22 protein-coding genes are annotated in these 25,362 nt (G+C 72.9%); 17 read left to right on the top strand and 5 right to left on the bottom strand.

What is annotated here, in order from left to right; all coding sequences use genetic code 11:
- The first annotated feature begins 11 nt into the window (after window positions 1–11).
- The 4 genes from AC3EVP_RS01190 to AC3EVP_RS01175 all read left to right on the top strand — a co-directional run bounded on the left by AC3EVP_RS01190 (window position 12) and on the right by AC3EVP_RS01175 (window position 3,925).
- On the top strand, window positions 12–1,481 hold the full coding sequence (locus AC3EVP_RS01190) for an ATP-binding protein (protein ID WP_435124899.1): 1,470 nt from the start codon (window positions 12–14) through the stop codon (window positions 1,479–1,481).
- Complete coding sequence (locus AC3EVP_RS01185; RefSeq protein WP_435124896.1) at window positions 1,478–2,101, top strand: GerMN domain-containing protein; 624 nt, start codon at window positions 1,478–1,480, stop codon at window positions 2,099–2,101. Before AC3EVP_RS01190 ends, AC3EVP_RS01185 begins: the two co-directional genes overlap by 4 nt.
- Before the next feature lie 67 nt (window positions 2,102–2,168).
- Entirely contained in the window at window positions 2,169–2,690 is a 522-nt protein-coding gene (locus AC3EVP_RS01180) for a MarR family winged helix-turn-helix transcriptional regulator (RefSeq protein WP_435124893.1), read from the top strand.
- Entirely contained in the window at window positions 2,681–3,925 is a 1,245-nt protein-coding gene (locus tag AC3EVP_RS01175) for an MFS transporter (RefSeq protein ID WP_435124891.1), read from the top strand. Before AC3EVP_RS01180 ends, AC3EVP_RS01175 begins: the two co-directional genes overlap by 10 nt.
- Window positions 3,926–4,025: 100 nt before the next feature.
- Here AC3EVP_RS01175 and AC3EVP_RS01170 read toward each other — a convergent pair whose 3' ends face one another.
- Window positions 4,026–5,519 carry a carboxylesterase/lipase family protein gene (locus tag AC3EVP_RS01170; RefSeq protein ID WP_435124888.1) on the bottom strand — a complete coding sequence of 498 codons (1,494 nt, stop codon included), beginning with the start codon at window positions 5,517–5,519 and terminating at the stop codon, window positions 4,026–4,028.
- A gap of 234 nt (window positions 5,520–5,753) precedes the next feature.
- A complete protein-coding gene (locus AC3EVP_RS01165; RefSeq protein WP_435124886.1) occupies window positions 5,754–6,734 on the bottom strand; it encodes an MBL fold metallo-hydrolase in 981 nt (326 codons plus the stop codon).
- Window positions 6,735–6,927: 193 nt separating this feature from the next.
- On the opposite strand from AC3EVP_RS01165, the gene AC3EVP_RS01160 reads away from it, so the two are divergent.
- The 8 genes from AC3EVP_RS01160 (at window position 6,928) to AC3EVP_RS01125 (ending at window position 18,522) form a co-directional block, all read left to right on the top strand.
- Entirely contained in the window at window positions 6,928–9,756 is a 2,829-nt protein-coding gene (locus AC3EVP_RS01160) for a helix-turn-helix transcriptional regulator (RefSeq protein ID WP_435124884.1), read from the top strand.
- A 321-nt stretch (window positions 9,757–10,077) separates the two neighbouring features.
- Complete coding sequence (locus AC3EVP_RS01155) at window positions 10,078–11,280, top strand: M20 family metallopeptidase (RefSeq protein ID WP_435124881.1); 1,203 nt, start codon at window positions 10,078–10,080, stop codon at window positions 11,278–11,280.
- 154 nt (window positions 11,281–11,434) lie between these two features.
- Window positions 11,435–12,463, top strand: coding sequence for a BMP family lipoprotein (locus AC3EVP_RS01150; RefSeq protein WP_435124879.1), 1,029 nt, complete (start codon window positions 11,435–11,437; stop codon window positions 12,461–12,463).
- Window positions 12,464–12,737: 274 nt separating this feature from the next.
- A complete protein-coding gene (locus AC3EVP_RS01145) occupies window positions 12,738–14,354 on the top strand; it encodes an ABC transporter ATP-binding protein (RefSeq protein WP_435125570.1) in 1,617 nt (538 codons plus the stop codon).
- Entirely contained in the window at window positions 14,351–15,463 is a 1,113-nt protein-coding gene (locus AC3EVP_RS01140) for an ABC transporter permease (RefSeq protein ID WP_435124876.1), read from the top strand. Before AC3EVP_RS01145 ends, AC3EVP_RS01140 begins: the two co-directional genes overlap by 4 nt.
- Complete coding sequence (locus AC3EVP_RS01135; protein WP_435124873.1) at window positions 15,460–16,743, top strand: ABC transporter permease; 1,284 nt, start codon at window positions 15,460–15,462, stop codon at window positions 16,741–16,743. The genes AC3EVP_RS01140 and AC3EVP_RS01135 overlap by 4 nt, the downstream gene beginning before the upstream one ends.
- Window positions 16,740–17,225 carry a cytidine deaminase gene (locus AC3EVP_RS01130; RefSeq protein ID WP_335981756.1) on the top strand — a complete coding sequence of 162 codons (486 nt, stop codon included), beginning with the start codon at window positions 16,740–16,742 and terminating at the stop codon, window positions 17,223–17,225. The genes AC3EVP_RS01135 and AC3EVP_RS01130 overlap by 4 nt, the downstream gene beginning before the upstream one ends.
- Window positions 17,226–17,238: 13 nt before the next feature.
- On the top strand, window positions 17,239–18,522 hold the full coding sequence (locus tag AC3EVP_RS01125) for a thymidine phosphorylase (RefSeq protein WP_335981754.1): 1,284 nt from the start codon (window positions 17,239–17,241) through the stop codon (window positions 18,520–18,522).
- Window positions 18,523–18,564: 42 nt separating this feature from the next.
- Here the strand turns inward: AC3EVP_RS01125 and AC3EVP_RS01120 are convergent, their stop codons facing one another.
- Window positions 18,565–19,155 carry a TetR/AcrR family transcriptional regulator gene (locus AC3EVP_RS01120; protein WP_435124868.1) on the bottom strand — a complete coding sequence of 197 codons (591 nt, stop codon included), beginning with the start codon at window positions 19,153–19,155 and terminating at the stop codon, window positions 18,565–18,567.
- Between the two features lie 94 nt (window positions 19,156–19,249).
- On the opposite strand from AC3EVP_RS01120, the gene AC3EVP_RS01115 reads away from it, so the two are divergent.
- On the top strand, window positions 19,250–19,990 hold the full coding sequence (locus AC3EVP_RS01115; protein WP_435124865.1) for an SDR family oxidoreductase: 741 nt from the start codon (window positions 19,250–19,252) through the stop codon (window positions 19,988–19,990).
- Window positions 19,991–19,999: 9 nt separating this feature from the next.
- On the opposite strand, the gene AC3EVP_RS01110 is transcribed toward AC3EVP_RS01115, so the two are convergent.
- Window positions 20,000–20,389, bottom strand: coding sequence for a hypothetical protein (locus tag AC3EVP_RS01110; protein ID WP_435124862.1), 390 nt, complete (start codon window positions 20,387–20,389; stop codon window positions 20,000–20,002).
- Window positions 20,390–20,499: 110 nt separating this feature from the next.
- Between AC3EVP_RS01110 and AC3EVP_RS01105 the strand changes: the two genes are divergently transcribed.
- Complete coding sequence (locus AC3EVP_RS01105) at window positions 20,500–21,153, top strand: ATP-binding protein (RefSeq protein ID WP_488179783.1); 654 nt, start codon at window positions 20,500–20,502, stop codon at window positions 21,151–21,153.
- Between the two features lie 124 nt (window positions 21,154–21,277).
- Here the strand turns inward: AC3EVP_RS01105 and AC3EVP_RS01100 are convergent, their stop codons facing one another.
- Window positions 21,278–21,994 (bottom strand): SigE family RNA polymerase sigma factor, encoded by a 717-nt coding sequence (locus AC3EVP_RS01100; RefSeq protein WP_335981826.1) that lies wholly within the window; start codon window positions 21,992–21,994, stop codon window positions 21,278–21,280.
- 460 nt (window positions 21,995–22,454) lie between these two features.
- Here AC3EVP_RS01100 and AC3EVP_RS01095 point away from each other — a divergent pair, with 460 nt between their 5' ends.
- From AC3EVP_RS01095 to AC3EVP_RS01085, 3 genes are read left to right on the top strand one after another with little or no spacing between them, the layout of a single operon-like run.
- Window positions 22,455–23,132, top strand: coding sequence for a response regulator (locus AC3EVP_RS01095; protein WP_335981745.1), 678 nt, complete (start codon window positions 22,455–22,457; stop codon window positions 23,130–23,132).
- On the top strand, window positions 23,129–24,712 hold the full coding sequence (locus tag AC3EVP_RS01090) for an ATP-binding protein (protein ID WP_435124858.1): 1,584 nt from the start codon (window positions 23,129–23,131) through the stop codon (window positions 24,710–24,712). The genes AC3EVP_RS01095 and AC3EVP_RS01090 overlap by 4 nt, the downstream gene beginning before the upstream one ends.
- Complete coding sequence (locus AC3EVP_RS01085; protein WP_435124856.1) at window positions 24,709–25,356, top strand: hypothetical protein; 648 nt, start codon at window positions 24,709–24,711, stop codon at window positions 25,354–25,356. The genes AC3EVP_RS01090 and AC3EVP_RS01085 overlap by 4 nt, the downstream gene beginning before the upstream one ends.
- Window positions 25,357–25,362 lie beyond the last annotated feature (6 nt).

The following is a 25,362-nucleotide window of genomic DNA, read 5'->3' as shown; positions in this document are numbered from 1 at the left end:
GGCCGGACGCCATGGCCAGGATGCCCGGAGCCGTACGCAGCCTGCGTTTCCGCCTCGTCGCCGGCTTCGCCCTGATCGCGGCGGTCAGCGCGCTCGGCACCGGAGCCCTGACCTTCCGCGAGGCGCGCACCGGTGTGCTCCAGCAGAGCCAGGACACCGTCGTCAACCAGTTCCGCGACAGCGTGGACGCCCTGACCCCCGGCATCCCGTCCCGGCCCGGGCAGCAGGATCTGACCGCGCTGGTGGAGAACCTCGCCGCCACGCACCGCTCCCAGCACTGGCGGGTGCTGGCCACCTACGGCGGGCTGCGGGCCGGTTCGCAGCCCGGCGACCGCTTCCCCGAACTCACCGCGGAACTGCGGAAGTCGGTGCGCACCCGCAACGTCGCCGTCTTCCAGCGCGTGCACACCGGCGGCAGCTCCTCGCTGGTGGTCGGCCTGCCCGTCGTCTACGGCACCGGGGACGGCGGGCGGGTCGCGTCCGGGCTGGCCTGCTACCTCGTGGTGCCGCAGACCACCGAGCAGCGCTATGTCACCGCGCTGGTCGGGTCGGTCGAGCGCGCCGCGCTGCCGGCGCTGTGCCTGGCGGTGCTGCTCGCGCTGTTCGTCGCCCGCGGGGTGCTGCGTCCGGTGCGGGCGCTGCGCCAGGCCACCCGCCGGATGGCCGCGGGGCACCTCGACACCCGGCTCAGCGTCAACGGCTCGGACGAACTCGCCGACTTGTCGGCGGCGTTCAACGAGACGGCGGTGGCGCTGGAGCGTTCGGTGTCCGAGCTGCGCCGGATGGAGGCGCAGGCCCGGCGGTTCGCCGCGGACGTCTCGCACGAGCTGCGCACGCCGCTCGCCGCGATGTCTGCGGTCACCGACGTGCTGGACGAGGAGGCAGCGGGCCTGGAGCACGGCACCGCCGAGGCGGTGCGGCTGATCAGCGAGGAGACCGAGCGGCTGGTGCGGCTGGTGAACGACCTGATGGAGGTCTCCCGGTTCGACGCGGGCGCGGCCGAACTCCACCTCGACGAGATCGACCTGGCCGAGTCGGTGCGGCGCACGCTGGCCGCGCGCGGCTGGCAGGAACGCGTGGAGGTACGGCTGCCCGGGCCGGAGCAGCTGCGGCTGGCGGTGGACCCGCGGCGGTTCGACGTGGTGGTGGCGAACCTGGTCGGCAACGCGCTGCGGCACGGCGCCCCGCCCGTCAGCGTGACGCTGGCACGGCACGCGGAACCGCCCGGGGTGCGGCTGGTGGTGGCCGACGGCGGGCCCGGGATCGCGCCGGAGGCACTGCCGTACGTCTTCGATCGGTTCTACAAGGCGAGTTCGGCGCGCACCCGGAGCGAGAGCAGCGGGCTCGGGCTGGCGATCACCGCGGAGAACGTGCGGTTGCACGGCGGGGCCGTCCGGGCGGAGAACGCGGCGGGCGGCGGCGCCGTCTTCACGGTGGAGCTGCCGGAGTCGCCGGAGCGGCCCGCGGGGGAGGAGGCATGAGGGCACGGCGCGGGGCAGGAGACGGGCGGGCGTGGCACGCCGGCGCGGCCGGTGCGGCGGGCGCCGCCGCGCTGGGGCTGCTCGCCGGGTGCGGGGTGCCCACCACCGGCGTCATCGACGTGGGCGTGCCGGCGGACGCGCTGCCCAGCGGGCCGGCCGCGGTGCGCGTCGCGCTGGTCTACTTCCTCGACGCCGACGGCCGGCTCCAGGCGGCCGAGCACACGGTGCCGGACCAGGCGGAGCCGGAGGCGGCGGCGGTGGACCTGCTGCTGGCCGGGCCCGCCGCCGCCGGGCGCCCCGACCTCACCACGCACCTGCCCCGGTACCCGGTAGCCGTGCCGGTGAGCGTGCAGGGCCGTACGGTCACCGTGCGGCTGCCTTCCGCCGGGCCCCGGCTCGACGCGCTCGCGATGGAGCAACTCGCCTGCACCGCCGCCGAAGCGTGGCCCTCGGCGCTCCCCGCCGCCGCGACACTCCCGGGCGAGGTGTCCCCCGAACCCACCCGGCAGCCGGTCCGGATCGTCGTGACCGCCCCCGGCTGGCAGCTCACCCGCACCTCCCCCTCGTCCTGCCCGCGCCCCGCCACGCCGTCTCCCGCAGCCTCCGGCGGCGGGAGCTAGGAACCCGGCCTCCGTTGTCCGGACCGCTCTTTGACAGTGCTTATATAAGTGCTGTTACATTCGTGGAATGGACGGCAAGGAGCAGGTGCCCGGGAGCGCGGCGGGAAGCGACCCCAGCGAGGAGGGGCTGTGGCGGCCGCTGTGGGTGCTGATGCGCGAGATGGACGACGACATCGCGCGGATCTACGCGGCGGCGGCGCTCGGCGAGATCAGGCCCACGCACGTGGGGGAGCTGCTGCGGCTGCACGCGCGCGGCCCCATGACGATCACCGAACTCGCCGCGTCCGTGGGCCTGACGCACTCCGCGGTCAGCCAGAAGGTCGCGGCGATGCGGACGGCCGGGCTGGTGCGGACCGTGCCGGGCGCGGACGCGCGGACGAAGAAGGTGACGCTGACCGCGAAGGCCAAGCGCCTGACGGGCCGGCTGGCGGCGGAGTGGCGGGCCACCGAGCGGGCGAGCGCCGAGCTGGAGGCGGAACTGCCGTACCCGCTCAGCCGCGTGGTCGAGGACATGCGCGCCGCGCTGGCCCGCCGCAGCTTCCACGACCGGATCGCCGCGCAGCTCGCACAGGACCCGGAATGGCAGTGAGGCATTTACTGGTCGACACCGCGCCGCTGCGCGCCTCCCCGGTCTTCCGGCGGCTGTGGACCGGGCGGGCGGTCTCCGGCTTCGGCGGGCAGATGACGCTCGTCGCCGTCATGTACCAGGTGTGGCAGACCACCGGCAGCACCGTGTGGAGCGGCGCGGTCGGGCTGGCGCAGGCACTGCCGGTGGTCGTGCTCGGGCTGTGGGCCGGGTCGGTGGCGGACCGGGTGGACCGGCGGCGGCTGTGCCTGCTGGCGGCCGTCGGCCAGGCGGTGTGCTCGGCGCTGCTCGCCGTCCAGGGGCTCGCCGGGCCCGCCCCGGTGGCCGCCGTCCTCGGGCTGCTCGCCGTGCAGTCGTCCTTCGGCGCGTTCTCCGGGCCCGCCGCGGGGGCGTTCCTGCCGCAACTGCTGCCCAAGGAGTCGCTCGCCGCCGGGCTCGCGCTCAACCGGGTCGCCTTCCAGGCGCAGATGCTGATCGGGCCCGCCCTCGGCGGCCTGGTGATCGGGGCGTGGGGCGTCGGCGGGTGCTACCTGGTCGACGCGGTCTCCTTCGCCGCCGGGCTGTACGGGCTGTACGGCCTGCCTCCCTCGCCCCGGGGTACGGCCGCGGGCGCCGGTGCCCCGGCCCGGCCCGGGCTGCGCGGAATCGCCGACGGCCTGGCGTTCCTCGCCCGCACCCCGGTGGTCCGGGCGGCCCTGCTCACGGATCTGGCCGCCACCGTGCTGTCCATGCCGATCAGCCTCTTCCCGCTGGTCAACGCCGAACGGTTCGGCGGGAGTCCGCGCACCCTCGGGTTGTTCCTCACCGCGATCGCGGTCGGCGGGATCGCGGCGTCGGTGCTGTCCGGGGCGTTCACCCGGCGGGCGCGGCCCGGGGCCGTCATGTTCTGCGGGTCCGCGCTGTGGGGGGTCGCGCTGATGGGCTTCGGGCTCGCGACGCGCCCCTGGGAGGCGCTCGGCTGCCTCGTGGTCGCCGGTGCGGCCGACACCGTGGCGGTGGTCTCGCGCGGGACGGTCGTACGGCTCCACACGCCGGACGCCCTGCTCGGGCGGGTCGGTGCGGCCGAGCAGATCGTCGGGCAGGCCGGGCCCGACCTCGGGAACATGCGGGGCGGACTGGTCGCCGGCGCCTGGTCGGGCACCGCCGCCCTCGTCACCGGGGGTGCGCTGTGTGTGGCGGCGGTGGGGTGTATCGCCTGGGGAGTCCGTGAGCGGTCCCCCCGGGTTGCCACGTCTTGACCTGCCCGGGACCGCCCGTGGACGACCCGCCGCCCGGCCCGGCCCCGAACCCCTACGCCAAGCCCACTGAACTGCTCAAACGCGCTCTGGGGCACACACATCAGCTCCACGCCTGTCGTTCGCGGCCGTGCGGGTCGTCGACTTGGGTCCACTCGGCACCGATGCGCATCGTGGCCCTGCGCTCGGTGTCGTAGGGGTCCCAGCCGGGGTCACCGGTCCTGGCGAACCGGACCCACGTTCGGTGTATGTCTGCCGCGAGATCGGCCGGGGGCCGGTCCGGGCCGAGGAGGGCGGCGGGGCCGTGCAGTCGGGGCAGGTGCGTGAGATCGAAGACGAAGGGCAACTCGACCGCGTGCGTGGCGCCGAACTCTCCGTCCAGGGCGTGCGAGCGCCAGGCGAACTCGTAGGCGAAGGTGGCGGACCCGGCCCGACCAGCATGGGCATCTGCCAGGGCCCGGCTGCCCACGCCGAACAAGGCGTCGCCCATGATGGCTGAGCGCAGCTCGCCGTAGGACGCGTCAGGACGCGTCGTGCGGTACGTCTCGATGAGCCGGGCCGGGTTCGGGTGCGAGCGCGCCGCCGTCTCCTCCAGATCCTTGGCGGTCGAGGAGGAGAACCTGTCCACGGGGACCAGGTAGAGGCGGCCTTCTTCGGCGTTGGTCCCGACGAGCAGGTCGACGTCGGACGATTGTCCGGCAGCGACGGATACGGCGGGCTGGGTGTCCAGGACCAGACCGAAGGGCGTGAGGCCGATCATCGGGTCGCGGTGGGTGGCGGTTTCCAATGCGATCCCGGCGAGCTTGGCGGCGGCGGCCACCAGACGCTCGTCCGGGATCTCCGCGAAGGCGTCCACGTGCGGCTTGATGCCGAGGGCCTCGGCGGCAGCGGCGGTGACGCGGGCGGCCTGTTCGGTGGTGAAGGCTCCCAGGCCGCTGCCGCTCTGCACGATCGCCCTACGGAAGAGCCCTGCCGCCTCGGGGGCGGCGAGGACGCCGCCGACCATGGTCGCCCCGGCTGACTGGCCGAAGAGCGTGACGTTGTCCGGAGCACCGCCGAACGCGGCGATGTTCTCGTTCACCCATTGCAGCGCGGCGACGACGTCCAGCAGGCCGCGGTTGGCGGGCGCCCCGGGCAGGTCGAGGAAACCGGCGATGCCGAGCCGGTAGTTGAGTGTGACAAGCACGACGCCGTCGCGGGCGAAGGCGCTTCCGTCGTACAAGGCGGACCGTGTCGAGCCGGCGACGAAGCCGCCACCGTGGACGAACACCATCACGGGAAGGTCGCCGCGCATGACAGCGGGCGTCCAGACGTTGACGGTGAGGTAGTCCTCGCCGCGGCTCCAACCGGTTCCGAAGTACGGGGACATGTCGATGCTGCCGAGCTTGCGCTCGGACTGCGGTGCGTTGGGGCCCGGCATGCGGGCGTCCCGCACGCCGTTCCACGACGTGTGCGGCTCGGGCGGTGCGAACCGGCCGCCGCCGTGGGGAGGAGCGGCGTAGGGGATGTTCAGGAATGCGGCGATGCCGTCGTCCTGGTGCAGACCGCGGATGGCCCCCTGTGTTGTGGTGACGACGGGATCGGGGCGGTGGCTCATCTCTCGTGTCCTTCTGCGGGCTTGGCCCTGCGGGTGTGCGGGCGAAGGGAGCCCCAGCGGACGATGGGCACGGGCACCGAGCTGAGGACCGTGTAGGCGAACGCGGTTCCGGGCTCGGCCTTCTGCACCTGTGATCGGCTGGCCCATTGGTTGCCGTCCCGCTGGTTGCGGCCCTGGAACCAGGCGCCTTCCCACAGCCCCGCGCCGTCGTCGTACGCAGGTCGGGCGTCGTGGTCAGGTCCGGGAGAAGGGCGCCCAGTTGGTGAGTTCGAAGCCGGAACCGCGCCGACGCAGTTCGAAGGCGCCGTGGCCTGGCAGGTGGGCCGGCAGAACGAGGGCGTTGTTGTCGGCGGCGTGGGCGAACATCCGCGCTCGGCTCGCGCGGGCGCCGTCCTCGTCCTCCTCGAAGCAGCTGTTGATGTGGGGCTCGTGCACCTGGATCGCGCCGTGCAGCAGGTCACCGGCGAAGACGGCGCGGTCTCCCGCGGACTCCAGGTGGATGATCGACGCGCCGGGGGTGTGCCCGGGGGCCAGCTCGAGGCGGAGGTTGGAGTCGATGGTGTACGACTCGTCCCAGACCTCTACCAGGCCGGCCTCGACGACCGGGTCGATGCTGTCCTCGTAGACGTTCTGGTTGCCCCGCCCGAACACCGTGTTGTGCAGGTTCTCGGGCTTCCAGTACTCGAAGTCGCGCTGCGGCATGAGGTAGGTGGCGTTCGGGAAGGTGGGCACCCAGTCCCTGCCCTCCAAGCGGGTGTTCCAGCCGACGTGGTCATCATGGAGATGGGTGTTGACGACGATGTCGACGTCCTCGGGCCGGATGCCGACCGCGGCGAGATTGGCCAGGTAGTCGGTGCGCAGATAGGACCAGATCGGCTGCAGTGGTCGGTACTTGTCGTTGCCGGCGCCCGTGTCGATGAGGATGATCCTGCCCTCGCTGCGCAGCACCCAGGACTGGGTGGCGGCGCGGGTGAGGTCGGTGGCCGGGTCCCAGTGGTGGGGCGCCAGCAGTTCGGTGTGGAGCTTCCACTCCTCGGGCTCGCTGTTGGGGAAGAAGACGTCCGTCGTCATCGGTGTCGTGTCGGAGAACTCGATGACGCGGTGGATCTGCACATCACCGAGTTCGATGGTGCTGACCGTCGGTTCGAGGGCGCCGTTCGCAGCGGCACCCTGCCCGTTCGCGGTGGCGGAGGGGGCGGGAGAGGTGAGGGACATGGCTTTCTCCTACGTCTGTTCGGACGGGTCCCAGCCTGGGACGGGCACCGGTGCCGGCGGTATCGCACACCTGACTGCACCTGCGCCCGCAGCCCCCGTCGTGGCGGAAAACGCCTGGTAACGTCGATGGAGCAGGCCGGACGCCACCACCGGGCCACGGCCCCGCACCGCGCCCGCGACGTCTGGAGATCTGGTGGATGAGCACGCCACGGGAGCCACCGGACAGGACGACGCGCCCCACCCGGAGTCCTCGGCTGTCAGGCAGGCGGAGCAGGACGAAATCCTCGCCGTTGTGGACGTGGCGCGCGGCACGGGCGGGGTACTGGTCATCATCGGGGCGCCCGGAGCGGGCAAGACCACCCTGGTCGCTCGGGCCGCCGGGCGATTCGGGGCGTCGGGCGGGCGGGTGCTGCGCGCCGCCGGCGTCCCGTCCGAGACCGACCTGGCGTTCTCCGCCCTGCATCAGTTGCTGCGGCCGGTCCGCGACGGCATCGACGGGCTGCCCCCCAGACAGCGCGACGCGCTGCGCACCGCGTTCGGACTGGGCGAGCGGAACGAGGCGCCTGACCCGATGCTCATCGGCATGGGCGTGCTCACCCTGCTGTCGGATCTCGCCGCCGACCACCCGGTACTGCTGGTGATGGACGACGCCCAGTGGACCGACGGCGCCTCGCTCGACGCCCTCTCCTTCGCTGCCCGGCGCCTGGCCGACGAGCCCGTGACGATGGTGCTGGCCACCCACGACGGTGTCCTGCCAGAACTCGTGCCGTGGCAGCAGGCCATCGACCTGCCTCCCCTGGACCGGGACGCGGCGCGGCTGCTGCTCGCCGGGCTGCCGGAGGAGACCGATCCGGCCACCCGCGAGCGGATCCTCGATCAAGGGGAGGGCAACCCCCTGGCGCTGGTGGAGCTTACGCGCGCCGCCGCGGAGCGCCCGTACCCTCTGAGCGACGCCGACGGCCCCCTGCCGGTCACCGACCGGCTGGAGCTCGTCTACGCGAAACGGCTGGCGGCCCTGCCCGACGCGACAAGGCGCGCGATCGTACGCCTGGCAACGGCGGACGCCGACGATCCGCCGCAGCCACTGCTGTCGTGGCTCCCGGGCATCGGAGATCCGGTGTGGGCCCCCGCTGAGAAGGCCGGGCTCGTGCGCCGGTCCGGGGGACGGCTGGTCGCGGCCCACGCACTGGTGCGCCTCGCCGTCCACCAGGCCGCCCCCGCCGACGAGCGCCGCACCGCCCACCTGGAACTGGCCGGGCTGTACCGCGAGCGCGACCCCGACCGATACGCCTGGCACCTCGCAGCCGCCACGACCGGGCCGAGCGCGCGGGTGGCCACTGAGCTCGAGAACAGCGCCGACCGCGCGCGGCGCCGCAGCGGGTACTCCGCCGCCACGCACCTGCTGGAGCGCGCCGCGCAACTGCACCCCGTCCAGGCCGAGCGCGCCCGGTTGCTCGTCGCCGCCGCCCGTACGGCGGTCCTGACCGGCAAGCTGAGCACCGTCGAACGACTGGCTGCGCGGACCCGCGCCGACACGGACGACCCGACGGCCGCGGCGCTCGCCGCCGTGCAGGTCGGACGGCTCATGGCCATGACCACCTCGCACAGCGCCGCGTTCGGGCAGCTCATACGCCCGGCCCGGATGCTCCTGGACACCGCCCCCGCCGCCGCTGTGGAGGCCGTGGCCGCGGCATCCGTAGTCGGTTTCTACTCGTCCGACCCGAGTCAACTGCGGGAAATCGAAGGGTTGTTGACGCACGCCGACGCCTCCGTCGCATCGGCGTCCACGCAACCCGATGGCCTCACGCTCCCCGATCAGGGGACCTTGCTCGGCGATTGGGCCAGGACCGTCGCGCGTCCCGAGGCCGCCGAACCCGGTCTCCCGTCGCGGCTGCCCACCCTGGTCAAGGCCGTGGGCGATCAGCCTGACCTTCTCACCCTGCTGGCCATCGCCGCGTGGCTGATCGACGAGACGGACCTGGCCGCAGGAACCTTCGACACCGCATTCGCGTCCTGGGCCTCCAAGGGACCGGTCCCCAACGGCCTGAGCGGTACTGCCGCCCTCGCCTACCTCGACCAAGGCCGCTGGGCCCGCGCGCAGACGGCCTGCGCCGAACTCGCGGCCGTCGCGTCCGCCGCGGGCCTGGACCACGCCGCCGCATGCTCCGCGGCCACCGACGCCATGGTGCGCGCGCTGCGTGGCGACCTGGCCGGAGCCCGCGACCAGGCCCGGTACGCCCTGGAACTCGTCGACCCCGCGGAGAGCCGTGGGATCATGGTTCTCGCCCACCGTGCACTGGGCACCGCCGCCACCGCGGAAGGCGACCACGAGACGGCGTACCAGCACTACCGCGCCCTTTTCGACGGCCACGGCCATCCCACCCACTACCACCTCTCCTACCCGGCCCTGCCCCAACTCGCGTCGGCCGCGGCCCGCTGCGGCAGGAACGACGAGGCCACCCTCGCCGTGGACGCAGCCGAGCGCTCTTTGAAGAGCGCGGGCAATCTCGCGCCGCGCAGGGCGGTCCTGGTCCAGCTGAGCCGGGCCATCCTCTCCACGCCCGACGAGGCCGAGCCGTACTTCACCCGGGCACTGACGGACCCGGTGCTCGGCCGCAGGCCAATGGAGCGGGCTCAGGCGCTGCTCGCGCACGGGGAGTGGCTGCGCCGGCGGCGCCGTATCGCAGAGGCGCGCCCGTCGCTGGCCGAGGCCGAAGCGACCTTCCGGCGGCTGGGGGCCCGGCCCTGGACGGCGCGCGCGCAGGCTGAACTACGGGCAGCGGGAGCACAGACGAGCACAACCGAGCCGAACGCCTTCACCGCGCTCACGCCCCAGCAGCAGCAGATCGTGCGGCTGGCGGCAACCGGCCTGACCAACCGTGAGGTTGCGGAGAAGCTGTTCCTGTCCCCCCGAACGGTCGGCTCGCACCTCTACCGCGCCTTCCCCAAGTTGGGCATCACGGCCCGCTCCCAGTTGAGGGATGTCGTCGACGCGATCGAGGCCGACATCGCAGCGGGTTGATCAGCGACGCACCAAGCGCGGCCGGCTCCATCCCGGACACAGCGCGCCGGAGACGCCGCCTCCCCACCGGCTGGGCCCTGGCCCCTGCACCGTCGACGAGTAGGTGCCGGCCCGCGCGGGGAGCGCGTTGGCTCGCTTCTGGGACGGGGGTGCGGGAGTATGGAAGTGTTGGTGGCCTAGCCCCAAAAGGGAGGGCATACCCCAGAGGATGACCAGGTATGCGCCGATCGGGCGATTCTTTCTCCTCCCCGTGAGCACAACAGGACATCGTTTTTCTGATCACCCGATGAGGAGCAGGTCGTGGGGCATACCGTGACTTGGGTGAATGACTCACCCTCAGCACCGTCCGGCGCGCCGGAAGACGCCGCAGTGAGCGACGAGCTGCGCGCCGAACTGATCGCTTTCCGCCGCGACCTGCACCGCCACCCCGAGGTCAGCCGGCAGGAGTTCCGCACCACCGAACAGGTCAGGGCCCGCCTGGCGCAGGCCGGGCTGGAGCCGCGCGTGCTGCCGTCCGGCACCGGCCTGGTCTGCGACATCGGCTCGGCCGACGACGGGCGGGGCCGGCTCGCGCTGCGCGCCGACCTCGACGCGCTGCCGGTGCCGGACCGCAAGGACGTCCCGTACCGCTCGACCGTGGAGGGCCAGGCCCACGCCTGCGGCCATGACGCGCACACCACGGTGGTGCTCGGCGCGGGGCTGGTACTCGCCGAGCTGGACCGGCTCGGCCGGCTGCCGCGCCCGGTGCGGCTGCTGTTCCAGCCGGCCGAGGAGGTGATGCCGGGCGGCGCGCTGGACGCGATCAAGGCGGACGTGCTCGACGGTGTCGAGCGCATCCTCGCGCTGCACTGCGACCCGAAGGTGGAGGTCGGCCGGATCGGCCTGCGGGTCGGCCCGATCACCTCGGCCGCGGACCGGCTGAAGCTGGTGCTGGACGGCCCCGGCGGCCACAGCGCGCGGCCGCACCTGACCACGGACCTGGTGATGGCCGCGGCGAAGCTCGCCGCCGAGGTGCCGGCCGCGCTGTCCCGCCGGGTGGACCCGCGCGCGGGGCTGAGCATCGTGTGGGGCCGGATGGAGGCCGGGCACGCGGCGAACGTCATCCCGCAGCACGCCGAACTCGAGGGCACCGTCCGCTGCCTGGAGCTGGGCGCCTGGCACGACGCCCCGGACCTGGTGCACGAGGTGGTCGACCAGATCGCCGCGATGTACCGGGCCAAGTGCGAGATCGCCTACCAGCGCGGGGTGCCGCCGGTGGTCAACGAGGCGGAGTCGGTGGAGCTGCTGCGCGAGGCGATGACGCGCCGGTTCGGCGCGCACACCGTGGAGGACACCGAACAGAGCCTCGGCGGCGAGGACTTCTCCTGGTACCTGGAGCAGGTGCCGGGCGCGCTGGCGCGGCTGGGGGTGCGGCCGGTCGGCGACCGCACCGCACGCGATCTGCACCAGGGCGACTTCGACATCGACGAGGGCGCGATCGCGGTCGGCGTGGAGCTCTTCACCGCCGCTGCGCTGCTGTCCTGACTGGGGGTGAAGCCCCGGCTACCGGGGCTTCACCAGGTCGAAATGCGTCGATCCGATAACGGGTCTTCATGCGGTCTTTACCTGTCATCTACGCGCGTTAAGCTCCGGCTTAGCCAGCGCCGGACGGGGCGCTTTCGAACTGAAGGGGACCCTCTTGCGCCGGGTATCCAAGATCGCTGCCGCGGGTGTCGCCTCCGCGGCCCTCGCGCTGACCGCGACCGCGTGCGGCAGCAGCTCCACCGACAGCGGTGGCAAGGACAAGGGCGTCGGTATGGCGTACGACGTCGGCGGTCGTGGCGACCACTCCTTCAACGACTCCGCGGCCCGCGGCATGGACAAGGCCACGAAGGAGTTCAAGCTCGGCGAGAAGGAGCAGACCGCCAGCCAGGACGAGACCGAGTCCGACCGCGAGGAGCGGCTGGACCAGCTTGCCGGAGCAGGCTACAACCCGGTGATCGCGGTGGGCTACACCTACGGTGACGCGGTCAAGGCGATAGCCAAGAAGTACCCCAAGACCACCTTCGCCATCGTCGACTCCGTGGTGGACGCGAGCAACGTCGACAGCATGACCTTCGCCACCGAGCAGAGCTCGTACCTGGCGGGCGTCGCCGCCGCGCTGAAGACCAAGACCGGCAAGGTCGGCTTCATCGGCGGTGTGCACAACACGCTGATCGGCACCTTCCAGGCCGGCTTCGACCAGGGCGTCAAGGCCACCAAGCCCTCCGTCCAGATCACCGACCAGTACCTGTACGAGACCGACTCCAAGGGCTTCGCCGACCCGGCCGCCGCCACCGGCAAGGCCAAGGGCATGCTCGACAAGGGCGTCGACGTCATCTACACCGCGGCGGGCCTGTCCGGCGACGGCTCGATCCAGACGGTCGCCGGCAAGGCGGGCGCCTGGGCGATCGGTGTCGACTCCGACCAGTACCAGGACCCGGCGCTGGCGAAGTACAACAAGCAGATCCTCACCTCGGCGGTGAAGAACGTCGACGTGGCCGTCTACGACCTGATCAAGTCGGTGCATGACGGCAAGCCGAAGACCGGCACCAACACGTACGACCTGGCCAACGGCGGTGTCTCGCTGGCGACTTCGGGCGGCTTCATCAGCGACATCCAGTCGCAGCTCGACGCGGCCAAGCAGAAGATCATCTCGGGGGCGATCAAGGTCAAGTCCACTCCGTGACCCGCACCGGGTGAACCGGTAGCGCACGGCGGGACCGCACGACCGCACCACGGAGGCTCGGCAGGGGGGCTGCTCCGGCACCCCCTTCGCCGGGCCTTCCCCGTGCCGCGGCCCGCGGGACCGGGTGGATTTGCGCGCCTGTGTCCGCACCGGGGCGCCCACTGCCGGGTCCCGCACGGTGAATCGGCACCGCAACGCGCGTAGATTCACCTTCGCGCGATACCTTCACCCCCACGTTCCGCCCGCCCGAGCCTTTCCCCGAGGGGAGTGCGCCATCAACGCGTCCACGAGTCCACCCGCGCCGACCCCGCCGCAACCGCCGCAACCCGGCAGCGCGGCAGCGGTCGAACTGCGCGGCATCACCAAGCGCTTCCCCGGGGTCGTCGCCAACCACGACATCGACATCACCGTGCGGCGCGGCACCGTGCACGCCCTCGTGGGCGAGAACGGCGCCGGCAAGTCGACTCTGATGAAGATCCTCTACGGCATGCAGAAGCCGGACGAGGGCACCATCGCGATCGACGGCGAGCAGGTCTCCTTCGGCGACCCGGGCGACGCGATCGCCCGCGGCATCGGCATGGTGCACCAGCACTTCATGCTCGCCGACAACCTGACCGTGCTGGAGAACATCGTGCTGGGCAGCGAGAAGCTGCACGGCATCGGCGGCCGGGCCCGGGCGAAGATCGTCGAGATATCCGACGCGTACGGCCTCGGGGTGCGGCCCGACGTCCTCGTGGAGGACCTGGGCGTGGCCGACCGCCAGCGGGTGGAGATCCTCAAGGTCCTCTACCGCGGCGCCCGCATCCTCATCCTCGACGAGCCCACCGCGGTCCTGGTGCCGCAGGAGGTCGACGCGCTCTTCGAGAACCTGCGCGGGCTGAAGTCCCAGGGCCTGACGGTCATCTTCATCTCGCACAAGCTCGGCGAGGTGCTCTCGGTCGCCGACGACATCACCGTCATCCGGCGCGGCACCACCGTGGGCAGCGCGGACCCCGCGCACACCACCGCCAAGCAGCTCGCCGAGCTGATGGTCGGCAGCGAACTCCCGTCGCCGGAGACCCGCGAGTCCACCGTCACCGACGAGCCGATGCTCACCGTCACCGGGCTGCGGCTGGCCGCGGTGGACCCGGAGGGCGTCGAGCGGATCGTGCTGGACGACGTGTCCTTCACCATCCACAAGGGCGAGGTCCTCGGCATCGCGGGCGTGGAGGGCAACGGCCAGGCCGAACTGGTCGAGGCGATCATCGGCACCCGCCCGCCGGACAGCGGCTCGCTGAGCCTGGACGGCCGGGACATCACCGCCGACCCCACCCGGCGCCGCCGCGAGGACGGCATCGGCTACATCCCCGAGGACCGGCACCGGCACGCCCTGCTGCTGGAGGCGCCGCTGTGGGAGAACCGCATCCTCGGCCACGTCACCGAGCAGCCCAACAGCCGCGGCTTCCTGATCGACCCGGCCGCCGCCCGCCGCGACACCGAGCGGATCGTCCGCGAGTACGACGTGCGCACCCCCGGCATCGAGGTCACCGCCGCGTCGCTGTCCGGCGGCAACCAGCAGAAGCTGATCGTCGGCCGCGAGATGAGCCACCTGCCGAAGCTGCTGATCGCCGCGCACCCGACCCGGGGCGTGGACGTCGGCGCGCAGGCGCAGATCTGGGACCAGATCCGGGCCGCGCGCCGCGAGGGCCTGGCGGTGCTGCTGATCTCCGCGGACCTGGACGAGCTGATCGGCCTGTCCGACACGCTGCGGGTGATGTTCCGGGGCGGGCTGGTCGCGGACGCCGACCCGTCGACGATCACCCCGGAGCAGCTGGGCTCGGCGATGACCGGCGCCGCGTCCGGGCACCTCGAACGGCAGATCGGCAAGCAGGCCGGGGGAGAGGACCGATGAGGAAGTTCGACAAGGACCGCGCCCTGCTGGGGATCGCGGCGCCGGTGCTGGCCGTGGTCAGCGCGCTGGTGGTCACCGCGCTGGTGCTGCTGGCCACCGGCAAGGAGCCGTTCCACGCGTTCAACGTGATGCTCACCTACGGCGGCAAGTCCGACAGCCAGGTCTACATCCTCAACAAGGCCACCACGTACTACCTGGCGGGCCTGGCCGTCGCGGTCGGCTTCCGGATGAACCTGTTCAACATCGGCGTGGACGGCCAGTACCGGCTCGCGGCGTTCTTCGCCGCCGTGGTCGGCGGCGCGCTGTCCATCCCGGGTGTCGTCGAGGTGCCCGTGATCATCCTGACCGCTATGGCGGTCGGCGCGGCATGGGCGGCGATCGCCGGGGTGCTGAAGGTGACCCGCGGGGTCAGCGAGGTCATCTCCACGATCATGCTGAACTCGATCGCGGGCATCGTGATCGGCTACTTCCTGCAAGGCGGCCGGCTCGGCGTGCTCGACAAGGACGCCAACATGGTGTCCACCAAGCCGATCCCGACCTCCAGCCACCTGTTCAGCTTCAAGACGTCCACCGACCCGGTCTTCGGCTTCATCGTCTTCGCGGTGCTGGCCGGCGTCGTCTACTGGTTCCTGCTCTCCCGCACCCGCTTCGGCTTCGACCTGCGCGCGGTCGGCCGCTCGGAGTCCGCGGCCGAGGCGAGCGGGGTCAGCGTCAAGCGGATGGTCATCACCAGCATGCTGATCTCCGGCGCCATGGCGGGCCTGGTCGGCATGCCGACGCTGCTCAACCAGTCCTACGACTACGGCACCGACTTCCCGACCGGGATCGGCTTCACCGGCATCGCGGTCGCGCTGCTGGGCCGGAACAACCCGATCGGCGTCGCGGTCGGCGCGCTGCTGTGGGCGTTCCTCGAACGCTCCTCGGCGGGCCTGGAGTTCCAGGGGTACGACAAGGAGATCGTCGGTGTGATCCAGGGCGTGATCGTGCTCGCCGTGGTCGTCGCCTACGAACTGGTGCGCCGCTACGGCCTCACCCGGCAGCAGCGCCAGGTCGGCGCGGAACTCGCCGCGGCCGGTCAGGGCACGGACAAGAAGGAGGTCGCGGCGTGAGCGCCACCACGACTCAGACGCCGCCGCCGAGCCTGGGTGCCGCGGCCAGGAAGGGCGGGCGGGTCAAGCTCACCCTCCCGGTGATCCTGCTGATCATCGCGGGCGCCCTGATCGCGGTCTCCGCGGTGCGGGCGATCACCGGCGCGGAGGACGTCACCTCCTCCGGGCAGGTCGCGGGCGCGCTGGCCAGCGCGGTGCCGATCGGCCTGGCGGGCCTGGCCGGCCTGTGGTCGGAGCGGGCCGGCGTGGTCAACATCGGCCTCGAGGGCATGATGATCCTCGGCACGTTCTTCGGCGCGTGGGCCGGCTGGCAGACCAACGCGTGGGTCGCGGTGCTGGCCGGGGTGCTCGGCGGCGCGCTGGGCGGCCTGGTGCACGCGATCGTCACCGTCACCTTCGGCGTGGACCACATCGTCGCCGGTGTGGCGATGAACATCCTGGCCGCGGGCGTCACCTCCTACCTCGCCAAGCGCTGGTTCAACGTCGGCGAGGCGGCCCGCAAGGGCGGCACCCCCAAGCAGTCGCCGCAGTTGGACAACGCGAAGCAGTTCACCGTGCCGGGCCTGTCGCACTGGCTGGACAGCGTGGAGAAGCACCACTGGTTCCTCGTCTCCGACCTGGCCGGGATGGTCGGCGGCCTGGTCACCGACATCTCCGCGATCACGCTGCTGGCGATCGTGCTGTTCGTGGCGACCTTCTTCATCCTGTGGCGCACCCCGTTCGGGCTGCGGCTGCGCTCCTGCGGCGAGAACCCGGTGGCGGCCGAGTCGCTGGGCGTCAACGTCTACACGTACAAGTACGCCGCGGTGATCATCTCCGGCGCGCTCGCCGGGCTCGGCGGGGTCTTCCTCGCCATGAGCACGCACTTCTACCTCGAAGGGCAGACCGGCGGCCGCGGCTACATCGGCCTGGCCGCGATGATCTTCGGCAACTGGCGGCCGGGCGGCCTGGCCATGGGCGCCGGGCTCTTCGGCTACGCCGACAGCCTCCAACTGCGCAACGGCGGCCCGTCCGTGCACGCCCTGCTGCTGCTGATCGCGGTGCTGCTGCTGGCGATGGCGGTGTGGAAGTTCTACCGCGGCGCGCGGATCGGCGCGGCCGTGGCGCTGGGCTTCGCGGTGCTGCTGGCAGTCTGGTACATGCTGACCGACTCGGTGCCCGACGAGATCGTGGAGGGCACGCCGTACGTCGTGACGCTGCTGGTGATGGGCCTGTCGGCGCAGCGGCTGCGGATGCCGAAGGCGGACGGCCTGCCGTACCGGAAGGGGCAGAGCGGATGACGGACGACACCGGGGGACCGGGCGGGCGGCAAGCCGGCGGCGGCACGGGGCCGCGGCCGGCGGCCGGCCCGGCCCCGGTGGCCGCGGCCGGGCCGGACGTGGACTGGCCGGGGCTGCGCGCCGCCGCCCGGGAGGCGATGACCCGGGCGTACGCGCCCTACTCGGGCTTCCCGGTCGGCGCGGCCGCCCTCACCGACGACGGCCGGACCGTGGTCGGCTGCAACGTGGAGAACGCCGCCTACGGGGTCGCGCTGTGCGCGGAGTGCGGGCTCGTCTCCGCGCTGCACGCCTCCGGCGGCGGCCGGCTCGTCGCGTTCGCCTGCTCCGACCTGCGCGGCAACCCGCTGATGCCGTGCGGGCGGTGCCGCCAGCTGCTGTGGGAGCACGGCGGCCCCGACCTGCTCGTCGACACCCCGCGCGGGGTGCGGCCGATGAGCGATGTGCTGCCCGACGCCTTCGGGCCCGAAGACCTCGACCGCTAGGAACCACCGTTTCATGGACGCCATTTCCGTCATCCGTGCCAAGCGCGACCGCGGCCGGCTCGGCGACGAGCAGATCGACTGGGTGATCGACGCCTACACCCGCGGCGAGGTCGCCGACGAGCAGATGTCGGCGCTGGCCATGGCGATCCTGCTCAACGGGATGGACCGGGCCGAGATCGCCCGCTGGACCGCCGCGATGATCGCCTCCGGCGAGCGGATGGACTTCTCCGGGCTGGCCCGGCCCACCGCCGACAAGCACTCCACCGGCGGGGTCGGCGACAAGATCACGCTGCCGCTCGCGCCGCTCGTCGCCGCCTGCGGCGCGGCCGTGCCGCAGCTGTCCGGGCGCGGCCTGGGCCACACCGGCGGCACCCTGGACAAGCTGGAGTCCATCCCCGGCTGGCGGGCCTCGCTCGGCAACGACGAGATGCTCGCGGTGCTCGCGGATGTCGGCGCGGTGATCTGCGCGGCCGGGGACGGCCTGGCCCCTGCCGACAAGAAGCTCTACGCGCTGCGGGACGTGACCGGCACGGTCGAGGCGATCCCGCTGATCGCCTCCTCGATCATGTCCAAGAAGATCGCCGAGGGCACCGGGGCGCTCGTCCTGGACGTCAAGGTCGGCTCCGGCGCCTTCATGAAGACCCTCGAGGACGCCCGGGAACTGGCGGCCACCATGGTCGGCCTGGGCACCGACCACGGCGTGCGCACCGTGGCGCTGCTCACCGACATGTCCACCCCGCTCGGGCTGACCGCGGGCAACGCCCTCGAAGTGCGCGAGTCCGTCGAGGTGCTGGCCGGCGGCGGCCCCGCCGACGTGGTCGAGCTGACCCTCGCGCTGGCCCGGGAGATGCTGGACGCCGCCGGGCTGCCCGGCGCCGACCCGGCGAAGGCGCTCGCCGACGGCTCCGCGATGGACGCCTGGCGCCGGATGATCCGGGCGCAGGGCGGCGACCCGGACGCGGCCCTGCCCGTCGCCCGCGAGCAGCACGTCCTGACCGCGCCCGCCTCCGGGGTGCTCACCGCGCTCGACGCCTACGACGTCGGGGTCGCCGCCTGGCGGCTCGGCGCCGGCCGCGCCCGCAAGGAGGACGCCGTCCAGGCGGGGGCCGGCGTGGAACTGCACGCCAAGCCGGGCGACCAGGTCACCGCGGGCGCCCCGCTGCTCACCCTGCACACCGACACCCCCGAGCGGTTCCAGGGCGCCCTGGAGGCGCTCGAGGGCGCGTTCACGATCTCCCCGGCCGGCACCGCCTTCACGCCCGCGCCGGTGGTCCTGGACCGCGTCAGCCCCGCCTGATCCGCCCGCCCGCGCTGCCCCGCCCCCGCCGCCTCCGAGGACTCAGGGGCGGGGCAGCGCGGCGAAGTCCACCGAACCGAGGCCGTCGGCGAGTTCGGCGGCCGCCTCCTCGATCCGGGCGGCCAGTCCGGCGCTGCCCGGATCGTCGGTCCAGCGGTCGAAGGCCGTACGGAAGACGGCGACACCGACCTGGGCGAGCAGCCCGGCCTGCGACGCGGTCGCGCCCCGGTCCTCGAGCGCGTCCACCACCGCCGCGGTCACGGCGGCGAACTTGGTGCGCCCCCGCTCCTGCAACTCAGGGCTGGCCTGGACGACCGCGCGCCGCTGAACGGCGAGCGGCGCCTGGCGGGCCAGTGCGTCCGAGACGTCCAGCAGGCCGGCCAGCAGCGCCGCGAACGGCGACAGGGCCTCGTCGGCCGCCCGCACCGCGCCCGCGAGGGCGGCCGGCAGCCGGTCGTCCTCGGCGAAGAGCACATCGCGCTTGTCCGCGAAGTACCGGGAGAAGGAGCGCCGGGTCAGCCCCGCCCGCTCGGTGATCTGCGTGACGGTGACGTTCTCGTACCCGTGCTGGAGGAACAGCTCCAACGCTGCCTCGCGCAGCCGGTCTTCGGCGTGCGGGTCCCATCGCGGCATACCCGCAGTCTAACAGTGACGACTCACTGGGACATCATCGGTGCTACGCTGACGGCTCACTGAGTCATCATCTTCGAGGCACAGGAGTACCGCCATGTCTGGTGCAGGGACTTTTTCGGGGCAGCGCGTCGTCGTCATCGGCGGCAGTTCGGGGATGGGGCTGGCCACGGCCCGCGCCGCGGCGGCCGCCGGGGCGGCGGTGACGATCGCGTCGAGCAGCCAGGCGCGGATCGACGCGGCGCTCGCGGAACTGCCGGACACCTGTGACGGCGCCGCCGTCGACATCCGCGACGAGGCCGCCGTCGCCGACCTCTTCGCCCGCGTCGGCGGGCTCGACCACCTCGTCTACACCGCGGGGGACGCGGTGCGCCCGCAGCCGCTGGCCGACCTGCCGCTCGACGAGGCCCGCAAGCTCCTCGACGTCCGCTTCTGGGGCACGGTCACCGCGGTCAAGCACGCGGCGCCGCGGATACGGCCGGGCGGCTCCATCGTGCTGACCTCCGGCACGGTCGCGGTCCGCCCGGTGCCCGGCGCGGCGCTCGCGGCCGGTTCCGCGGCCGCCATGGAGGGCCTTACGCGCGGGCTGGCCGCCGAACTCGCCCCGCTGCGCGTCAACGCGGTCCGGGCCGGCGCGGTCCGCACGCCGCTGTGGGACCCGGTCCCCGAGCCGCAGCGCACCGCGCTGTTCGCCTCCCTCGCCGACCGGACGCTCACCGGGACCATCGGCGAGGCGGACGAGATCGCCGCCGCGCACCTCTACCTGATGGGCAACCGCTTCGTCACGGGAACCGTGCTCACCGTCGACGGCGGCGCCCTCCTCACCGGCGCCCGGTAGCCCCCGGCGTCAGTGCGTCAGGACGCCGGTGAGCGGGCCGACGAGGGGGAGGGTGCCGAGCGAGCCGCCGCTGGTGAGCGGGGCGGTGGCGTCCGTGGTGGAGACGGGTCGGAAGTCGGCGATCTGCGAGCCGACGCCGTTCGTCAGCGGGTCGACCGTGGTGTTGTTCAGCGGGTCGAGCTTCAGGTCGCGGACCGGCGCGATCCCGCTGGCGAGGGCGCCGGTGACGGACTGGGTGGGCACCGCCGAGGTGATCCCCGAGGTGGGCAGCGCGTCCGTGGTGCGCTGGAGGTCGGGCAGCGCGGTGGAGGCGTCCGCGGCGACGGCGGCGGCCGCGGGGGCGGCGACCGCCGCCGCGGCGGTCAGCGTGAGGACGAGGGCGGTGCGCAGCGAGGGCATGGAACGGCTCCTGTCGACGTAACGGCTTGCCGTCGCAGCGTAACGCAATGACCGCGGATGGTAGTTGTCATACCGCGCGGCGTCCCCCGGGCGGGGTTGCGGGAGAATGGTTGTCCGTGAGTCCACCTTCCCGTTCCCGTGTGATCCTGCTCGCCGGGCCGTCCGGCTCGGGCAAGTCCTCGCTCGCCGCCCGCACCGGGCTGCCTGTCCTCGCACTCGACGACTTCTACAAGGAGGACGGCGACCCGACGCTCCCGCTGCTGCCCGGCGGCACCGCCGTCGACTGGGACGCCCCGGACTCCTGGCACGCGGACGCCGCGATCGCCGCGATCAGCGCACTGTGCGAACAGGGCAGCACCGACACCCCGCGGTACGACATCTCCGCCAGCGCCATCAGCGGGTGGAACCGGCTGGACCTCGCCGGGGCGCCCCACTTCGTGGCAGAAGGCATCTTCGCCGCCGAGATCGCCGAGCGCTGCCGCGCGCTCGGGCTGCTCGCCGACGCGATCTGCCTGCGCGGCAGCCCCGCCACCACCGCCCGCCGCCGCTTCGTGCGCGACCTGCGCGAGGGCCGCAAGTCCGTACGCTTCCTGGTCCGGCGCGGCTGGCACCTCTTCCGCGCCGAACGCGCGATCGTCGGGCGCCAGGTCGGGTTCGGCTGCTCGCCCTGCGACCAGCGCGAGGCCCTGGCCCGTATCACCCGGCTCGGCAGCGCCGCACCGGCCGCCACGGTGCCGGTGTCGTCACCGGCCGCCGGCGGGTGAGCCGCCGCCCCGCGCGCGGCCGGTGAACACGCGCGAGGGCCGGACGGCACCCCTCCGTGCCGTCCGGCCCCGCTCCCCCGTACGCCCCCCTTGTCCGTGCGGTACGCCCCCGGAACCCCCGGGCTCAGGCGACCAGCTCGCCGAACGCGTCCTCCTCGTCCCGGCCGAAGCTCAGCGCCTCGTCCTCGCGCATACGGCGCAGCGAGCGCCAGATGCTGCTCTTGACGGTGCCGACGCTGATGTTGAGTATGTCGGCGATCTCCGGGTCGGTGCGGCCCTCGTAGTAGCGCAGCACCAGCATCGTGCGCTGCTGCTCGGGCAGGCGGGCCAGCGCCTGCCACAGCACCGCGCGCAGCTCGGTGCCGCCCATCTCGTCGGTGTCGCCGACCGTCTCGGGCAGCTCCTCGGTCGGGTACTCGTTGAGCTTGCGCCGCCGCCAGGCGCTGATGTGCAGGTTGGTCATGGTCCGCCGCAGGTAGCCGCCGACGGCCGCCTTGTCGCTGATCCGGTCCCAGGCGCGGTAGGTGGAGAACAGCGCGCTCTGGAGCAGGTCCTCGGCGGCGAAGCGGTCGCCGGTGAGGTGGTAGGCGGTGGCGTAGAGCGAGGCCCGGCGCTCCTGCACGTAGGCGGTGAACGCGGCCTCCGCGTCGGCGGAGTGCTGCGGGGTGCGCGGCGCCGCGGCCTGCGCGGGCACCCGCTCCGCGGTGGGCTGCTCGGTGCCGACCGGGGCGATGTGCGCCGGGCGCGGGCGGGGCGCGGTGTGGCCGCCGGTGCGGCGGAACCCCGGGCGGGTGTGCGCGCTGTGAACTGCGGTGGTGGTGGTGCTGTGCAGTGCGTTCATCATCGCGCCCCCGTCTGTGGAACCTGCCGCGTGGTCTTCGGCGTCGTAGCTTTGAAGCCGCCGCGTTTCTTCGATGGGGATAACCCTGCCGGGCCAGTTTCATCGGGCTGTCCGGCGAGTGTCACAGCCGCGCAACAACGTGGGGGTGGGTGAGCGGACCCTCCGGGGTGGGGGGTGCTGTCGGCTGAGGGACCACCTGTCGGTGGGGGGTTCTCGCGCCGTTCCCCGCGCCCCTGGGTAACTGTCGGGACTTCCTGCGCTGGCCGCCCGCGTACTGGGGGGTTTCTGTCGGTTCCGGGACCACCTGTCGGTGGGGGCTGGTCGCGCAGTTCCCCGCGCCCCTGGGTTGCTTCTGGACTTTCCTGGTTGAGCTGTGGTGGTCGGCGGTGGATGTGGGGGAGATGAAAGGAGGGTGAGACCCCTTCCCGCTCAGGTGCCCGAGTAGGCAACAATGGCGCCCGTGCCTTTCCTGTTGCTGATCGAGGATGACGACGCCATCCGTACGGGTCTTGAACTCGGCCTGTCGCGGCAGGGTCACCGTGTGGTGGCCGCTGCGACGGGAGAGGACGGGCTGAAGCTGCTCAAGGAGCAGCGCCCGGACCTGATCGTGTTGGACGTGATGCTGCCGGGGATCGACGGCTTCGAGGTGTGCCGGCGTATCCGGCGGACCGACCAGCTGCCGATCATCCTGCTGACCGCGCGCAGTGATGACATCGACGTGGTCGTGGGGCTGGAGTCCGGCGCGGACGACTACGTGATCAAGCCGGTGCAGCCGCGGGTGCTGGACGCGCGGATTCGGGCGGTGCTGCGGCGCGGGGAGCGCGACAGCACGGACTCGGCGGCGTTCGGGGCGATCGTGATCGACCGCAGCGCGATGACGGTGACCAAGGACGGCCAGGACCTTCAGCTCACGCCGACCGAGCTGAGGCTGCTGCTGGAGCTGAGCCGCCGGCCGGGGCAGGCGCTGTCGCGGCAGCAGTTGCTGCGGCTGGTGTGGGAGCACGACTACCTGGGCGACTCGCGGCTGGTGGACGCGTGTGTCCAGCGGCTGCGCGCGAAGATCGAGGACGTGCCGTCGTCGCCGACGCTGATCCGTACCGTGCGCGGTGTCGGCTACCGCCTGGACACGCCTCAGTGAAACGTGCTCAGGGCAGCCCGTTCTGGCTGCTGCGCTGGACCAGCCTGCGGCTGCGGCTGATCGGGGTGTTCGCGCTGGTGGCGCTCACCGCGGCGGTGTCGGTGTCGGGGATCGCGTACTGGCTCAACCGCGACGCGGTGCTGACCCGGGCGCAGAACAGCGCGCTGGACGACTTCCGCGACTCGCTCCAGCGCAACGCCGCCTCGCTGCCGGTGGAGCCCACCTGCGAGTCGGTGGCCGCGGCGGCGAACCGGATCGGCGGCCCGGACACCTACCAGGTCATCCTGCTCGACATCACGTCGGACCAGCGGTGCGCGGAGCGCTCCGAGGGCAGCACGTTCTCGATGGACGACGTGCCCGCGTCGCTGGTGCGGGCGGTCAACACCAAGCACACGAAGGACGACAACCGCTACCACCTGCACTGGGAGCGGATATCCCTGGCCGGCCACCCCTACCTGGTGGCCGGTGCGCGGATCAACGACGACGGCCCGACCGGCTACATGCTCAAGTCGCTGGACACCGAGCGCAAGGACCTCAACTCGCTGGCCTGGTCGCTGGGCATCGCCACGCTGCTGGCGCTGATCGGCGCGGCCCTGCTGGCGCAGGCGGCCGGCTCCGCGGTGCTGCGCCCGGTGCGGCGGCTGGGTGAGGCCGCGAAGCGGCTGGGCGAAGGGCAGCTCGACACGCGGCTGAAGGTGTCGGGCACCGACGAACTCGCCGAGATGTCGCTGACCTTCAACAACGCGGCCGAGCAACTGGAGAGCCGGGTCGAGGAGTTGCGGGCCCGGGAGGCGGCCAGCCGCCGCTTCGTGGCCGACATGTCGCACGAACTGCGCACCCCGCTCACCGCGATCACCGCGGTCACCGACGTGCTGGAGGACGAGGCGGACGCGCTGGACCCGATGATCGCCCCGGCGGTGCGGCTGGTGGTCAGCGAGACCCGGCGACTGAACGAACTGGTGGAGACGTTGATGGAGGTCACCCGGTTCGACGCCGGGACGGCGAAGCTGCGGGTCGACGAGGTCGACGTGGCCGACATGATCATGGCGTGCATGGACGCGCGGGCCTGGCTGGACTCGGTCGAACTGGACGCGCCGCGCGGCGTGCTGGCGACGATCGACCCGCGCCGCCTGGACGTGATCATGGCGAACCTGATCGGCAACGCCCTCAAGCACGGCGGCTCCCCGGTGCGGGTCACGCTGCGCCGGGAGGGCGGCGCGGACGGCGAGATCGTGATCGTGGTCTCCGACCGCGGGCCGGGCATCCCCGAGGACGTCCTGCCGCACGTCTTCGACCGCTTCTACAAGGCCGACGCCTCCCGCGCCCGCTCCGAGGGCAGCGGCCTCGGCCTGTCCATCGCGATGGAGAACGCGCACATCCACGGCGGCGACATCACGGCCGCCAACAGCCCCGACGGCGGCGCGGTGTTCACCCTGCGGATGCCGGTACGGCCGCGCGCCGAGGAAGGCGACGACGACGCCCAGGGCGGCGGCAGCAACGGCAACGGCGGTAACGGCGGCGGCAACGGCGGTACGGGACCGGCGGGCGGCGCCGACGGGCCCGCGGGGAGCGCGCGATGACGCTGAGAAACGCTCCCGCGGGCACCCCGCGGTCCGGGGGCCGGCGTGCCCTGCGCGGCTCCACGGCCGCCCTGGCGGCCTCCTGCGCGGCCCTGGCGGCGCTGTCCGGCTGCGGCATCCGCAGCACCACCGTGCCGGTGGACGACGGGCCCGCGCCCTCCCGGGTGGCGTGCGCGCCGCCCGGCGCGTCGGCCACCCCGGGCCAGGACACGATGGTCGACAAGGTCTACCTGGTCTGCAACACCCAGGTCACTCCGGTCAGCCGGTACGTCGACGTGCGCGACGGCCGGCTCGACCGGATCGGCGAGGTCCGCACGCTGCTCGCCCAGCTCCAGATGAGCCCGCGCACCGCCGAGACGAAGGCCGGCTTCTCCACGGCCGTGCCCGGCACCCTCCAGGTCGTCGAGGTCGCCTCGGGCAGCCACAAGGGCGCCCTGCTGCTCAACCTCCGCCCGCAGGACCTGCCGTCCTTCGCGCTCGCGCAGCTGGTCTGCACGCTGACCGCGGACTCGCTGGTCTCACCCGGGCACTCGGTGGTGCTCGGCGGCCCGGAGCAGGACGCCAAGCTCCGCTCCTACACCTGCACGTCGGATCTGCGCAGCCGTTCCGACGCGGCGGACGGCGCGGGCACCGCGGTCGGCTGACCGCCC

The sequence above is a fragment of the Actinacidiphila sp. bgisy144 genome (genome assembly GCF_057708105.1).
Note: the sequence above shows the minus strand (reverse complement) of the source record. Positions and strands in the feature narration are given on the sequence as shown.